This window comes from Marinomonas posidonica IVIA-Po-181 (assembly GCF_000214215.1).
In the GTDB taxonomy this organism is placed as follows: domain Bacteria; phylum Pseudomonadota; class Gammaproteobacteria; order Pseudomonadales; family Marinomonadaceae; genus Marinomonas; species Marinomonas posidonica.
In genome coordinates this window covers 2,583,151-2,597,086 of sequence record NC_015559.1, presented here as the reverse complement: position 1 = coordinate 2,597,086, position 13,936 = coordinate 2,583,151, and the positions used below count along the sequence as shown (strand labels likewise).

Genomic DNA, 13,936 nt, shown 5'->3' with positions numbered 1-13,936 from the left:
ATTTTTTGTTCAGTCAACCTACTAATCATCTTATAGTGATAATTATTTTATCGATATAAATTATTTTTCGGTTTTAGTCATGGTCGTTTTTTAGCACTTAAGAAAAAGCTCCCTATATTTCATTAATTTGGGAGCTTTTATTGATGATGTTTTGACGGGGGGATTAACGGATGGTTAGCTGAATATCGCCGACACCTTCGATACTTCCGGTTATTTTGTCTCCAGAAACGACAGGCCCAACGCCATCTGGCGTACCAGTGTAAATCAAATCGCCGGGTTGTAGATGGTAAAATTTGGACAAGTCGGCGATGATTTCACGCACGTTCCAGATTAACAAATTTATATCCGAAGATTGTTTGGTGTCACCATTCACGGCCAATTCGATTTTGCCGTCGTTTAACACACCTGTTTTACCTATTGGCACAATGGGGGCCAGAATCGCAGACTCTTCAAAGTCTTTACCCAGATCCCAAGGACGGCCTGTTTCTCTCGCTTTTAACTGGAGATCTCGACGGGTCATGTCCAAACCGCATGCGTAGCCGAAAATGATGTCTTCGGCTTTCTCTTCACTGACATTGAAGCCTTCTTCACCAATCGCAACGACAAATTCCATTTCATAATGGTAGTTGTCTGTTTGGGGAGGGTAATCAATGCTTGCCCCTGTTGCCACGTAAGTACTGGCATCCTTAATAAAGTAAAAAGGACTTTGTACACTTTTATCAACGGTGGCACCCATTTCCGCCGCATGAGCATGGTAATTTCGTCCCACACAAAAAATACGATGGATAGGAAACAGGCTATCAGAGCCTTCAATGGGCGCCAAAATGGTTTCTTTAGCGGGGAATACGAGTTTATTTGTCATGGTTTTTCCTTTTATTAATGGTGTATTGATAAGGGTTAAAAAATACCGAGGTAACGATGTAGTGGCGCTTCGTCGGCAGTGATAATGAACGCAGGCTCAGTTGCAGAGTTGTTGCTGAGCGTTACCTTGCTGTAACCGGGCGCGCTGAGCGTGTCCTTTTCTGTCCATTGCAAAGCGTCGTTTGAATCCACTTGTAGAGAGCCTTGACCCTCGACAATATGGAAAACACAGGCGCTTGTGCGCTTAGGCAAAGATAGGGTTTCGTTAGGGCGTAGCATCATGGCGCCAAAGCCAATGCTGGGGAATAAGCTGGCTCCGTTTTCTGGATTGACATAAGCGATGCGGATTGGACTGTCACTGTAGTGCTGAGCCATTTCCATCAAACAAGCCCGTGTTCTTGTCCATGGGTAGCGCAGCATCGGCGAATCCGTATTCTCTCTTTTAAAATCCAATTCAGGCACCACGCCTGCGGCGCTGTATTCGGCAAAGGATTTATCCCGTTCAAGCACCTTGGTCTGAGTTTTTCCCTCAATGGCCCAAGAGCCTTCTAATTGATACATCAAAGGCAGATCGAGTATGTCTAACCAAATAATCGGTCCGTCGCCGTCGTGCTGGTGCTCGTGCCATTTTCCAGATGGCGTCAGAATCAAGTCACCTCGTTCCATGATGCAAGGCTCGCCGTCGACAATGGTGGTTGCCCCTTCGCCTTCAATGATAATGCGTACGGCGTTGGGTGTATGGCGGTGATTGGGGGCGGTTTCGCCCGGTAATATTAACTGCAAGCCCATATAAATACTGGGAGTGGCTTGCATGTTGGTCAGCCCGTGTCCTGGATTAGCCAGCACCAATACGCGACGTTCGGCTTTTTCCATCGGCGTTAAATCGCCAGCTTCGATTAACAGAGGACGAAGTGTGTCAAATTGCCAATTTAACGTTTGGGTTTTACGGCTCGGGACCTTATGAGGCAAAACGGCACGCATATTGGGCCAGAGTGGCACCAGGTTTAAATCGGTTAATTTATCGCGGTAGGATTGAGGTAAATCCTCAAGAGTACCTAATGATTGCATGGGAAACTCCTTATTATTTATTTTTCAATTTCACAAAATTAAGCGATGAAATCGGGTTGTTGGTTGGGCGCGGCTTGTTGAAAAGCCGTGTTTTGTTGGCAGTGCTCATAAATGCTTAAGACTTTCGTAAAAGACGACAAATCACAGCCGAAACGCAGAGCATTGGCCACTTGTGGGACTAAGCAACAATCCGCCAATGTGGCCTGATCGCCAAAACAATAATCTCCATAGCCGTATTCGTTTAAACGGCTTTCCAGTGCTTCGAACCCTTCTTGAATCCAGTGTTGATACCACGCCGTTTTTTGTTCATCCGTAACCTCTAGTTGCTGCTTGAGATAGCCTAGGATGCGAAGGTTATTAACCGGATGCATGTCGCTTGCAATCATGTGACAGATTTCTAAAACCCTTGCCCGTTCTAATGTGTCTTTAGGCAGTAACGGCGAGTCAGGGTAGGTGAGTTCTAAATAGTCCAAAATAGCCATGGATTGTGTGAGTGTTTGGCCGTCATCCGTAATCAGCACAGGGACGCCCTTTGCTGGATTGAGTTTTATATGGCTCTCGGTTGCTTGCTCACCAATACGAATGTTGACGCCGTGATGCTCGTAGCTTAGTCCTTTCAAGGCGAGTGCAATTCGCACTCGGTAGGACGTTGAACTGTTAAAAAAGTTATATAACTGCATGGTTTTTTCCTATGATTGGGTCGAATTAGGTGACGGTTTTGATGCTGTTTTTTTGATCAAATAAGTAACGAATATCAAGGTCATTAATACTCCAATTCCTACTATTTTCGGCATAATAGGTGTCTCTCCACCTTGTAAATTAGGCAGTAGAAACAAGCCTCCAGTTATGACAAAACTGATTCGAAAGAAGGGCTTGAGTTTGTCTCTGAAGTAGCCTGCAAAGCCGATGGATACAGCCCAAACTCCGACCAAGGCACTCATCACGGTAATCACAATTTGCGACGTCTCGCCGATGAGCAAAAGAGAGGGCGTAGTAACGAATAAGAAGGGGATAATATAAGCCGTCCAGCCCAATCTCATTGACGTCATAGCGGTTTTCATCGGATTGGCTTTGGCGATACTGGCGGCAAAGAAAGCGCCAATGGCAATGGGCGGTGTAACCATGGACATCATGCCCAGATAGAAGATAAATAGGTGCGCTGCAATAGGCTCTACGCCAACCTGAATCAGAGAAGGAGCGACCAAAACCGCGAGCAATAGATAGACACCAACGGTTGGCATCCCCATTCCCAAAACGATGCAAACCACAGCTGAAATGACCAATAAGAGGAATAGATTACCTTGCCCTAACTCCACCAAGAAATAGGTTAAACCGAAACCCAAACCTGTAATGTTCAGTATGCCAATAATGAAACCGGCGGCGGCGCCAATCATGATGATGTCGACGATGGAATGACCTGTTTCTTCTAAACTGGCCACTACGTCTTTGGCATGCATGCGTTTGCCTTTATAGCCCTTTAATAGGCCAACAAAAAGTGCGCCAAGAGCGCCCCAAAGCGCGGCGGTTTCAGGTCGTTGATTAAAGGTAAACAAAGCTAGGATCACGGCGCTGAAAGGAATGATAAACACCCAACCGCTTTTGATAACGTCTCGTTTGGAAGGTATCAGTTTAGGGTCGATGGGTTTTATTTGTTGTTTGGCGGCTTCCAAGTCCACTTGAATATAAAGAGCAGCATAATAGAGTATGGCTGGAACCAAAGCGGCTAGAACCACTTGGCTGTAGCTGATTTGTAAGAACTCAGCCATTAAAAACGCCACAGCGCCCATGACAGGTGGCATAATTTGCCCGCCTGTCGAGGCGACTGTTTCTATGGCCGCCGCAGTATGGGGTTTAAAACCGCCTTTCTTCATCATGCGGATGGTCACGACGCCCGTTGCCACGATATTGGACACCACGACGCCAGAAATAGAGCCAAATAAGGCCGAAGCAATGGTGGCGATTTTACCTGAACCACCCTGACTTTTCCCCATCAGTGACAGTGCCACATCATTGAAAAAATCGGCACCGCCAGAGCGCAATAAGAGTTGTCCAAACAAGATGAAACCAATCACTATGGTGGCGGCAACGTTTAGGGTTAAGCCCAGCATGCCGTTAGTGTCCACCCCTAGATAAACGAACAGTCTATCTAGGGTTATTTCGCGGGTTTGCAAAGGGCCGGAAAGGTGACTGCCGAGCAGGGCAAAGCCCATAAACAACAAAACAACAATGACGAGGGTAATGCCGACAACTCGTCTTAAACCTTCTAACACTAAAATAAACAACAATGCGGAGATCACCAATGCATCCAAAGGCAAATCCATTTGGCGCTCAACTAAATCAGGGTACTGTATCGCTAAATACAAGCTGGTCAGCAAACCAATGACAGCAATAGCAGCATTGCACAGGCGTTGAATGGCCTTTTCTTGTGGTTTTAGGAAAACCAGCGAGAGACTTATTCCCAACACCACGGCAAGGTATTGTTCGGTATAAATGGCAATCCCAATTCGGCTAAACAGATCAGCAGCAAAAGCAATGGCTGCCAAAGCAATCAGGACACCTAAGCCATTTCTTAATGCTGACATTATCGCAGGTTCAGTCATCATGGTTTCTGGGTTGGACGATTCAACGTTCATTTAAAGTACCTTTTCAGAAAAAATAGGGTGATGAAAGGAGGTTATTCCTCCCAAAGGCCCTGTTCTTTGAAGTAACGAATGGCACCAGGATGATATTGAATCCCCGGATAGTTTTTATTCACGGTATTAACCGCGAGTGCTTTGAAACCTGGGAATATTTTAATTAAAGCGTCTTTGTTCTCGAGAATGGCTTTTACCATGTGATAAACATCTTCGTCAGATACTTTATCGTTAACGATTAGAACGTTATCCCAAGTCAGCATTTGGGTTGGTTTGTCTATGCCAACTAGATGTGGCGCTGGTTTTACTTCGGAAAAATAAAAGGCTGGACGTACTTTAAGAATGGCATCGCGTGCCGTTTGATCTGTGTTAACGGGTAAGAATTTTACACCGCCTACGGAAGCATCTACTTCCGCTACTTTTGGTCCACCAATGGCAAAATAAGTGGCGTCCAGTCGGCCTGATGAAAGATTGTCTGCGGCACGGATTAGGTCAGGGACAGGAACCTTTTTTACATCTTCCCAAGTTAAGCCGCCAGTCGCCAGCATAGCTTCCATATGAGGGCGGCCAATCGGAAACGCATTCCACCCCGAAGCGACTCGTTTCCCTTTTAGGTCTTCGATGCGGTTAATGTCGGATTGCTTTTTGACAAAAATGCCAATCGGCTGAGGGCTAATGCGCAGTGCTACTTTTAAATGACGACGTTGTTTACCTTTATAATCAGCCTTTCCCTGTACCGCGACAATGGCGTCATTGATATCATTAATAGCAAACTCGGCTAAGCCTTGGTTAACGGCATCCATCATAGCGCGATTACCACTATAGGGTTGAACAACCAAATTGATATTGGCTTTAGAGCGCCCAACATTGGCCATGCCGTTACTCATGGTGTTCCAAATAGAACCTTGTGGTGGTGACGCGATCGACAAAATTTGTGCCGATACATTGGTAGAGATTAGTGTAATAACGCTTGCAGTGATCAGTGCTAATATTGATTTTTTCATTGTTCTCTCCAGGTTATTTATAGTTATTTTTTGCTGGCTAAGTGGTTCGCGATGGTTCTACGAACGAGCTATTAATCTTATCTAAACTTTAGGAAAACCTGCCCGTCTTCCATTCGAGTTGCGTATGCTTTGATATCCTCAGTCAAGGGTTCGCTCATGGCTTTTCCCGTTTTTATACAGAATCTCCCTTGATGAAGCGGGCATTCGATTTCTCCGTCTTCTAAAAATCCATCGCTTAATAGGGCATGCCCGTGTGTGCAGACATTGTCTGTCGCAAAGATTTCATCCTCGACTTTATACAGCGCGATTTGATGACCATTGACCGTAACGCCAATGACATCGTCTTCAGGAACATCGTCAATGCTGATGGTCTCTATCCAGTTATCACTCATGGAAAACCTCTTTTTTCGAGTATTAAATTGGGTAAATCAAAGAATTAAGAATCATCTCGTTGTCAAAAATGCAGAGTCGAGATTTGATCTGAATACCTTGTTCCGTTAGGCGTAAATGATCCAGATAACGACCGACGTTATAGACTTCAGCAATGCCATTATTCTTGGTTCGAAAAACCGTGTAATTAGCTTGTGATTCAATGATGCCGTCATCTGATTCACTTAATATCAGAGGCGATGAAACCAGATGCAGCTGGTGGTAAGGGTCGTGAAATATGGTTTCTGTGATACCGTAAATACGGTCTTTCAGCATGCCTTTACTGGTGAGTGATAATGCGGCCATGGGCAAGTTGCGTTCATAGTTTTCTCTGGCTTGAACCTTGTAAACGCAATCTTCGCTAAACATGTCGAGCCACGCGTCCCAATTTTCTTGATCAACCATAGCGGCGTAGTTTTGGTAAAATTGAGTCAGTTTTAGGTAGTTGTCTGCTTTCATTGTCATACTCCCATCACTTTGCGCCAGTAGGCGTACATGCCTCGGATTAAGGTTTCAGAGACCATATGATCGGTTTCTTCTATTTCTTTCCCGCCCAGTTCTGCCAGTGAACGATGGAAAGGTTTCTGCTCAAAACCCTGTTGAGAAAATTCAATGACTTCACCGTCATCCGCCGAAACAAAGCCCGCAGGGCCAAACAGATTCGCTTGGCGCAAACGACGCTCGGTCATGTCGGGGGTATCGTCTTCGTAGCCAAAATGCGTCCAAACAAAGTCGAACGAACCATGGCCGTTTGGTTGAATATGACGGGTACTGACACTGTTAACCTGCTGTTGCAGAATGACGCTTGGGAAGAGGGTCATCATGACGGCGGTCGGGCCATCCCACCATGGCTCGACTTCGACATCTAAGAAGCTAGGGTCATTGAGCTGCATGGACTCTTTAAAACTGGAAACATTCGTGGTTTGTGTGTCTTTACCGCCTGAGCCTCGTGTTGAGATCATCGCGGCATGGCGAAAATGCTCATCCATTTTTAACTCAGAGCGGTTATCTGCACGCCATAAGCCAAAAGTGACAAACCAGGTATGCAGTAAACCTGGGTGGTAAGGGTCTTTGATGTTTTCCTGCATCAGTTTCCAATTGCCTGGAATACGTTGCTTGTTGTAACCCAACAAGGTGAGCTTGCGACCATTAAACATTCGATCAAAGTAGGACAACATAGTGGGGCCAAGAAAATCTTCAAATGACTCGACATCATGGTCAAAACTGGCGAAAACAACGCCGCCGCGCGTTGCGACTAGTAGTTTGGTTAAGCCATGATCAGATGTTTTGAAATCTTTAGGCATGCCGCCTTTTGCTTTGCCATCTTGTTTGACACCTCGGCGGAAAGGAACCCCTTGCAGCTTGCCTTCTAGGTCGTAATTCCATTGGTGATAAGGGCAGGTAAAGCTTTTGACATGGCCATGTTTTTCTCGACAAAAACGCATGCCCCGATGGGCGCAAACGTTTTCAACCACATAAATACTGTTATCTTCATGACGGACCATAATGACGGAACGTTCGCCAATAACCGTGCGTTTGAAGTCGCCAGGTTGTGGAATTTCGGCTTCTAATCCGACATAACACCAATGTTTTTTATAAAAGAGTTTCTCAAGCTCCTGCTTATGTATGTCTTTGTCTGTATAAGCCCAAAAGGGAATTCGACTGGTGTCTTCATGCTCCCAAATAGGTGTCATTGGAATAGGATTTTCATGACTCATTTTATTCGCCCTTTTTGTCTTTATTGTGGGTTGAATATTGGCCTTAAAAAGAAATGACTGGTTTCCTGAAAAGGCCTTACTTTTATGTCAAAAAATTAGATAAATGCTGTTAAACCCCGCTAGGGTAAAAGGCATCGGCATATATACGATCGATATCGGCTCCGCGTTTGCTGCAAACCAAAGAGGCGGCTTCCACCATCGCTGGCGCTCCCGCTAAATAAATGCGCCAATTTTTAAGCTCTGGAAAACGTTCTGTGATGGCCTCGGTTACCAGACCTCGAAAATGTGGACTATTGGGTTTTGTATGATCTAAGGCAATTAGGTACTGGAAGTTGGCGTATTCAGAGGCCAATTTTTCCAAATAATCCAAGCCGTATAAGTCTTCTTCAGTGCGCGCGCCAAACACCAGTTGAATGTTATTTTGCATTCCAGATTCTAGTGCGCCTCGGACAATTGAAAGGATAGGTGCAAGCCCTGTCCCGGTAGCAATACACAACATAGGGTCGGTATTTTTACGTCTAAGATAAGAGGCCCCAAGTGGGCCATTGAGTTTGATGGATTCACCAATCTTGATTTGTTCATCGAGCTTGGATGTCACTCGACCATTCGGCACAAGACGAATGTGGAACTCTAACGAATCATCGTCCGTTGTGCCTGCCATAGAGTAAGATCGTGTACCGTCTTCACGCCAAAAAGTTAGGTTGGCGAATTGACCGGGAGAATAATCGAAGGTTTTGTTGGTTTTGAGTCTTAATCTACGCACATCATTCGATAATATATCGAAAGACACTATTTCCGCTTTTATCGTCTTTGTTGGGTGCGTAACGATTTCATCAGGTTCTGGGATTTCAATAATCGAATCCGTTTCAACACGACTTTGACAGGCTAAAACGAATTGGCCATGTTGTGCTAAACGTCCTTCTGCAGCTGCTGGTCCGTTCACTGAACCTTCAATAACTTTACAGCGGCAGGTTCCACATCGACCTGAGAGACAGCTATAGGAAATGGCGATGTCATTTTCCAAAAACGCTTCTAGCAAGGTGCTGCCTTGCGAGGCACTGATCGTTTTATTGGTAGGTTTAATGAGTATTTCCATGGTCGCTCTTATTTATTGAGATCTTTATACGGCTACTGTGATGACGTGAAAAGGTCTCTTATTATTGTTTGATTTATGTGCGATGCTGTTGTATGGAATTGACTATAGAAGTTGTTGAGATATTCAGATATAAAATAATCCTAATAATAATTATTCACATCAGTGAGATCTCTACCATGATTCGACTACAAGATATTGATTTAAATTTGCTGGTTGTTTTTCAACTAATGTACCGAGAACGGAAAACTGGTTTGGTAGCAGAGCACCTAGGATTGACACAACCTGCGGTCAGTAATGCGCTTGCGAGGCTAAGGCTGGCCTTGCATGACGAGTTATTTGAAAGGACGGCGCGAGGCATGAGACCTACGCCATTTGCAGATAGTATTGCGGAATCTATTGGCTATTCGTTGAGTACATTGCAGGACGGATTAAATTATCAGGAGCGTTTTGACCCTTTGTCGAGTGACCGATCTTTTTGCATCAATATGACGGATTTGGGGGAGATTTATATGTTGCCGCGTCTGATGGCCTACCTTGCTGAGCACGCCCCTAATATTTCGGTCAGCACGGTAAGAGACCAAGGGCATTCCTTAAAAGAAGAGCTAGAAACTGGCAGTGTGGATCTGGCCATTGGACTGTTACCACAACTGGAAGCGGGTTTTTATCAGCGTCGTTTATTCGATCAAGATTATGTTTGTTTGATGCGAGAAGGACATCCTTGTGCGACGGGAAAGTTAACCTTAGAAGACTTCTCTAAATCAGAGCACATTATAATAGAGGCTCGAGATACAGGGCATGGTAGGGTGGAGAAATTATTAGCAAAAAGTGGAGTATTACGAGTCAGTAAATTGAAACTCCCGCACTTTATTTCGGCACCTTACATTGTGGCAAAAACCGATCTTATTGCCACCGTGACCGAAAAGCTGGCTCTACAAACGGCCGAAAATCTGAATTTAATCGTGAAAGCCCATCCTGTCGATATTCCTCCAGCACAAATCAATATGTTTTGGCATCGCCGTTATCATCAGGACACGGGCAATGTCTGGTTTCGGAATTTGATCTTTGAATTGTTTTCAGAATAGTAAACTGAGTTCAATTCTAGTCATCCTGATAAGAGCCTCATTGTCAGTAAGGCAGGCCTTTCTAGCAGGATGGCGATGGCTCATATTATGAGTAATATCGTCATTCACTTGCTTTTAAAACGTCTAGCCAAACGTCCCAACTCACTAGTATCGCTGCCACCGTCTTGTTGACTCATAGCACTTTAAGCGTAATTTTTTGACATATATATCACGCATAATATAGGGATTCATACCTTTATATGAAAGCAAAATATGTGCTTTATTTAGAAATGGCACAGGGCAAAATTGCATAAAGTGTTATATGAAAAATTGGATATAAGATATCACAATAATCGATTTTTAAAGATAAGTTTCCTTATTTATTGTTTAGCTTCAAAACAATCTTAACAAAAATAACAATATGGATACTTAAACTATGAACATGGTCACGCGAAATTCTAGTGTAAACCTTTCCTCTTTATGTATTTCTCTAAAACCTTTAGGCATTTTTCTTACCTGTGCTTTGGCGACTGGCAGTGCGGTGGCCGGAGACTTGTATTCATCGGATACATCTTCGTTACGTTTTTCTGGGGTATTCAATTTAGGCGCTCAGTCGCGGCAATTGAGTAGTCAAGACGATGCGAATGTGTCTGTGGACAGCAATATGATGACCACATCTCATATCGGTTTGTCTGGCCAGACCAAGTTGTCTGATGGCTTGGAAGCGAAAATGGGCATATCGAGCTTTATTCAAATTGACGAGGGAGATAGCACCAGAGGGTTAACTGATGAAAGTTTCTACAGTCGCTATGCTTGGGGGGGCTTGGAAGGTTCTCTGGGGAGTATCAAAGCAGGTCGCCTGACGTCATTAAACTTTATCAATACGATTCGTTTTAACCCTTTTGGGGCGTCCAACGAATACAGTCCGAGTTTTTTACATACCTATATTGGCAGTCCGGCGCAACCCATGGCAACAGGATTGGGCAGCACTGACTCTGCGTGGGATAACGCCATACAATATTCATTGCCTAAGATATCAGGTATGAGCGTCGCTGTTATGGCTGCTCCAGATGAGGGTGGCACGACAGGCGAGCGTTATGGCGCGAGCGTTACAGTGGGTGGTTTTCCATTTGCGGCGGTGGTATCAGTAGATGAGATAAAAGGTGCGACCTTTACCTATCCTTTAGGTTTTTCCACGCTGTCTGAGGCAACGCCAACCTTTACCACTGAAGATTACTCGAATGCTCAGTTAGGTTTGTCCTATGATTTCAAAACGTTCAAACTTTACGGACAAGTTAGTCAGAGTAAAGTAGAGGGCACACGCGACAGTGTCAGCCAAGACTTTCAGATTAATATGTTGCAAGTTGGACTGTCCTCACCCGTTGGTCCTGGTGTGGTAAAAGCGTCTTTGGCCAACAGCACAATGGAACGAAGCTGGGCAAAAGATCTGCAGCGCACAACGATGACGTTAGGCTATGACTATGCGCTATCCAAGCGAGCTACTTGGTTTACCCGTTTAATGAAAGATGAAGTAACGGATCAATCTTCCGGTACCAGTTATGGGACTGGCGTTAGTTACGCTTTTTAACCCCTAATAGGGTATAAGATTTCCCGAGAGTTTGAGGAGGCGACTGCCTCCTCTTTTTTAGGCTGGCTATTCTGGGGAGAATACTTGATGGCACATACTTCTAAGCCACTCATGTGCTGGATCACTGTCAAGAATACGATTCCACTGCATGTATTCCCGTAAGCTTGGAATAGGTTCTGGCGTATTGATGATCTTAATGGGCAGGGTTTTAGCGTGAATACGGGCCAGGCGAGTCTGCATGACGGTAATACGGTTGGTGCCCACGACCAAATGTGGCAAGGTATTAAAGTCGCTGGTGTGTACTTCTATGCGCCTATCTTGGCCATATTTTTTCGCAAAGTCTTCTTCAAAACTGGGGACTCGCATCTCCCCTAAATTAATCACCACATGCCCTAAACTTAAGTACTCTTCATTATTGATAGTGTCGCCTACTAGAGGGTTATCTCGCCATACGACACAAGAATAGGAATCTTCAAACAAGAATGCTTTGGGCTGATCATTTTTCATATAGAGATTGGGTTGGATGAGAAAGTCAATGTCGCCTCTCGCGATGGCGTCATTGTATTGATTGTTATTGGGAATAATGTCGAAAGTCATGTTCGGAGCCAAGCGGTGAACATGATTAAATAAAGGGCTAAGAAACACGGTTGTAACATAGTCCGATGCCATGATTTTGAAATGACGATTCGATTCGAGCGGGTCGAAATGCTTGTCTCCGACTATATTGGTTTTGATGTCCAATAGCACTCGTTTTAATGGCTCTTGTAGTGATACGGCCAAAGGCGTTGGTAACATTTGGCGCCCCGACTGTACCAGTAATTCATCGTCAAAATAGTCTCTTAATCGAGACAATAAGCCACTGGCGGCAGACTGGCTGATATTTAGTTTTTGGGCGGAATGAGTAACATTACGCTCGGTTAAAATAGTGTCAAGTGCCACTAAAAGGTTCAAATCTAAGTGATGAAAACGCATTGAATTTCCTTTTTATTATTAGTATTTAAAAAAATAGATGATTGATATCGAGAAATACGATTTTTTTAATACCTAATTCTTCATTTATTATGAAATTTGATTACCGACACAATAAAAATAAATGAGGAAAACTCAATCATGAAACGATTATCCCGTCTTTTGGATTCACTTTACCCTACTGTAAATGTCTTTTCTTTGGCAATGTTTTCGTTTGCTATTTTAGCAATCGAAACCTTGTGCATTAACGGATCATCGACAGGAGAGGTGAAATGAAAGATTCTGAATTTCTACAAAATTGGCGTGTTTTACTAGCGGCTTTCATCGGCATTTCAGTCGGGGTTAGCTCGATTTACTTCTACTCCATCGGTATTTTTATGAAACCGTTGGCGGCAGAATTTGGTTGGACTCGAGCTGATTCGTCTCTTGGTGCATTAATTGGCACTAGCTTTGCGGCCATCATGGTGATTCCCACAGGTTGGCTAGTCGATCGATTTGGCAGTGCGAAGGTAGCGTTAATTTCTTTAGCATTGGTGTCTTTGTCTTTTTTCGCATTGGGCCATTTTACGACAGGATTGACCAGTTATTTGGTCATTATTGCCATTATGTCTATGCTAACAGCGGGCTCAACCCCGTTACCTTTTACTCGTTTAGTGATTGTGGCTTTTCAACAAAACCGTGGCAAAGCCTTGGGCGTTATTTTAACAGGGACAGGCACAGGTGCCATTTTATTGCCTGAGTTATTAGCGCCTTATGTGGCCGCTCATGGCTGGCGAGCGGGTTACTTTGTCCTCGGGGTTGTGGTTGCCTCCGCCATTCCTATTGTCTGGTTATTGTTAATTGGTGCAAAAGACTCTGAGATCACCAAGGAAGTAAAAACGACGCCAATAGGAAGTCTGCTGAATAACTGGCGCTTTTATCACTTATGTTTGATCTTTTTGCTCACCGCTCTGGCTGTGCTCGGTACCGTGGCGCATTTCTTTTCGATGTTGACAGATAGTGGTCTAACACCACCGCAAGCTGGCGCAATTGCTTCCTTAATCGGTGTGTCAGTAATTATTGGTCGATTGGTCGTCGGATTCTTGTTAGACCGATTCTCAGCCGCTTACATTACCGCAGGATTATTTGTGGTAGCCAGTGCTGGGTTCTTGATTCTAGGTTTAGGTGGACCAGCTTACGCTAAGTCCGGTGCCATTATTACCGGTTTAGCCATTGGTGCCGAAGTGGATTTGATTGCGTTCTTAATTAGCCGTTTGTTTGCACGTCAAATTTATGGGTTGGCGTATGGACTGGTATATGCCGTGTTTTTAGTTGGTGGCGCTGTTGGTCCTTATTTGGCTGGTCGTCTTTATGATGTATCCGGTAACTACATTTCATGGTTAATGACGGCCTCTAGTCTACTGTTTTTGGCGGGGATCTTGTCGCTATTTATTCCGGTTACTGGGCCAAGAGCGTCATCAGCAGACACGATGAAAGGTGAGAAAACGGCAGTTTAATTCACCTTGTTGA

Annotated in this window: 13 protein-coding genes; 3 read left to right on the top strand and 10 right to left on the bottom strand. The window is 44.4% G+C overall.

The annotated features are described in order from the left end of the window. Positions 1 to 163: 163 nt before the first annotated feature. The 9 genes from MAR181_RS12045 to MAR181_RS12005 form a co-directional block, all read right to left on the bottom strand. Complete coding sequence (locus MAR181_RS12045) at positions 164 to 862, bottom strand: fumarylacetoacetate hydrolase family protein (RefSeq protein WP_013796874.1); 699 nt, start codon at positions 860 to 862, stop codon at positions 164 to 166. 35 nt (positions 863 to 897) lie between these two features. After that, on the bottom strand, positions 898 to 1,929 hold the full coding sequence (locus MAR181_RS12040) for a cupin domain-containing protein (protein ID WP_013796873.1): 1,032 nt from the start codon (positions 1,927 to 1,929) through the stop codon (positions 898 to 900). 38 nt (positions 1,930 to 1,967) lie between these two features. Further along, on the bottom strand, positions 1,968 to 2,609 hold the full coding sequence (gene maiA / locus MAR181_RS12035) for a maleylacetoacetate isomerase (protein ID WP_013796872.1): 642 nt from the start codon (positions 2,607 to 2,609) through the stop codon (positions 1,968 to 1,970). Positions 2,610 to 2,618: 9 nt separating this feature from the next. After that, a complete protein-coding gene (locus MAR181_RS12030) occupies positions 2,619 to 4,562 on the bottom strand; it encodes a TRAP transporter permease (protein ID WP_013796871.1) in 1,944 nt (647 codons plus the stop codon). A gap of 41 nt (positions 4,563 to 4,603) precedes the next feature. Beyond that, positions 4,604 to 5,566: a TAXI family TRAP transporter solute-binding subunit gene (locus MAR181_RS12025; protein WP_013796870.1), complete on the bottom strand. Its 963-nt coding sequence runs from the start codon at positions 5,564 to 5,566 to the stop codon at positions 4,604 to 4,606. Positions 5,567 to 5,643: 77 nt separating this feature from the next. Next, entirely contained in the window at positions 5,644 to 5,958 is a 315-nt protein-coding gene (locus MAR181_RS12020; protein ID WP_013796869.1) for a non-heme iron oxygenase ferredoxin subunit, read from the bottom strand. A 22-nt stretch (positions 5,959 to 5,980) separates the two neighbouring features. Further along, positions 5,981 to 6,454 carry an aromatic-ring-hydroxylating dioxygenase subunit beta gene (locus MAR181_RS12015; RefSeq protein ID WP_013796868.1) on the bottom strand — a complete coding sequence of 158 codons (474 nt, stop codon included), beginning with the start codon at positions 6,452 to 6,454 and terminating at the stop codon, positions 5,981 to 5,983. A 2-nt stretch (positions 6,455 to 6,456) separates the two neighbouring features. Next, complete coding sequence (locus MAR181_RS12010; RefSeq protein WP_013796867.1) at positions 6,457 to 7,713, bottom strand: aromatic ring-hydroxylating dioxygenase subunit alpha; 1,257 nt, start codon at positions 7,711 to 7,713, stop codon at positions 6,457 to 6,459. Positions 7,714 to 7,822: 109 nt separating this feature from the next. Further along, positions 7,823 to 8,809, bottom strand: a complete 987-nt coding sequence (locus tag MAR181_RS12005; protein ID WP_013796866.1) for a 2Fe-2S iron-sulfur cluster-binding protein — start codon at positions 8,807 to 8,809, stop codon at positions 7,823 to 7,825. Between the two features lie 176 nt (positions 8,810 to 8,985). Between MAR181_RS12005 and MAR181_RS12000 the strand changes: the two genes are divergently transcribed. Further along, positions 8,986 to 9,891, top strand: a complete 906-nt coding sequence (locus MAR181_RS12000) for a LysR family transcriptional regulator (RefSeq protein ID WP_013796865.1) — start codon at positions 8,986 to 8,988, stop codon at positions 9,889 to 9,891. Positions 9,892 to 10,306: 415 nt separating this feature from the next. Continuing rightward, on the top strand, positions 10,307 to 11,458 hold the full coding sequence (locus MAR181_RS11995; protein ID WP_013796864.1) for a porin: 1,152 nt from the start codon (positions 10,307 to 10,309) through the stop codon (positions 11,456 to 11,458). Positions 11,459 to 11,524: 66 nt separating this feature from the next. Here the strand turns inward: MAR181_RS11995 and MAR181_RS11990 are convergent, their stop codons facing one another. Further along, positions 11,525 to 12,430, bottom strand: a complete 906-nt coding sequence (locus MAR181_RS11990; RefSeq protein ID WP_013796863.1) for a LysR substrate-binding domain-containing protein — start codon at positions 12,428 to 12,430, stop codon at positions 11,525 to 11,527. 269 nt (positions 12,431 to 12,699) lie between these two features. On the opposite strand from MAR181_RS11990, the gene MAR181_RS11985 reads away from it, so the two are divergent. Continuing rightward, on the top strand, positions 12,700 to 13,923 hold the full coding sequence (locus MAR181_RS11985; RefSeq protein WP_013796861.1) for an MFS transporter: 1,224 nt from the start codon (positions 12,700 to 12,702) through the stop codon (positions 13,921 to 13,923). The last annotated feature ends 13 nt before the right edge of the window (positions 13,924 to 13,936 follow it).

What these genes read in the sequence shown, in the direction of transcription:
- MAR181_RS12045 (WP_013796874.1), bottom strand. Translation starts at nt 862, where the DNA reads ATGACAAATAAACTCGTATTCCCCGCTAAAGAAACCATTTTGGCGCCC.
- MAR181_RS12040 (WP_013796873.1), bottom strand. Translation starts at nt 1,929, where the DNA reads ATGCAATCATTAGGTACTCTTGAGGATTTACCTCAATCCTACCGCGAT.
- maiA (WP_013796872.1), bottom strand. Translation starts at nt 2,609, where the DNA reads ATGCAGTTATATAACTTTTTTAACAGTTCAACGTCCTACCGAGTGCGA.
- MAR181_RS12030 (WP_013796871.1), bottom strand. Translation starts at nt 4,562, where the DNA reads ATGAACGTTGAATCGTCCAACCCAGAAACCATGATGACTGAACCTGCG.
- MAR181_RS12025 (WP_013796870.1), bottom strand. Translation starts at nt 5,566, where the DNA reads ATGAAAAAATCAATATTAGCACTGATCACTGCAAGCGTTATTACACTA.
- MAR181_RS12020 (WP_013796869.1), bottom strand. Translation starts at nt 5,958, where the DNA reads ATGAGTGATAACTGGATAGAGACCATCAGCATTGACGATGTTCCTGAA.
- MAR181_RS12015 (WP_013796868.1), bottom strand. Translation starts at nt 6,454, where the DNA reads ATGAAAGCAGACAACTACCTAAAACTGACTCAATTTTACCAAAACTAC.
- MAR181_RS12010 (WP_013796867.1), bottom strand. Translation starts at nt 7,713, where the DNA reads ATGAGTCATGAAAATCCTATTCCAATGACACCTATTTGGGAGCATGAA.
- MAR181_RS12005 (WP_013796866.1), bottom strand. Translation starts at nt 8,809, where the DNA reads ATGGAAATACTCATTAAACCTACCAATAAAACGATCAGTGCCTCGCAA.
- MAR181_RS12000 (WP_013796865.1), top strand. Translation starts at nt 8,986, where the DNA reads ATGATTCGACTACAAGATATTGATTTAAATTTGCTGGTTGTTTTTCAA.
- MAR181_RS11995 (WP_013796864.1), top strand. Translation starts at nt 10,307, where the DNA reads ATGAACATGGTCACGCGAAATTCTAGTGTAAACCTTTCCTCTTTATGT.
- MAR181_RS11990 (WP_013796863.1), bottom strand. Translation starts at nt 12,430, where the DNA reads ATGCGTTTTCATCACTTAGATTTGAACCTTTTAGTGGCACTTGACACT.
- MAR181_RS11985 (WP_013796861.1), top strand. Translation starts at nt 12,700, where the DNA reads ATGAAAGATTCTGAATTTCTACAAAATTGGCGTGTTTTACTAGCGGCT.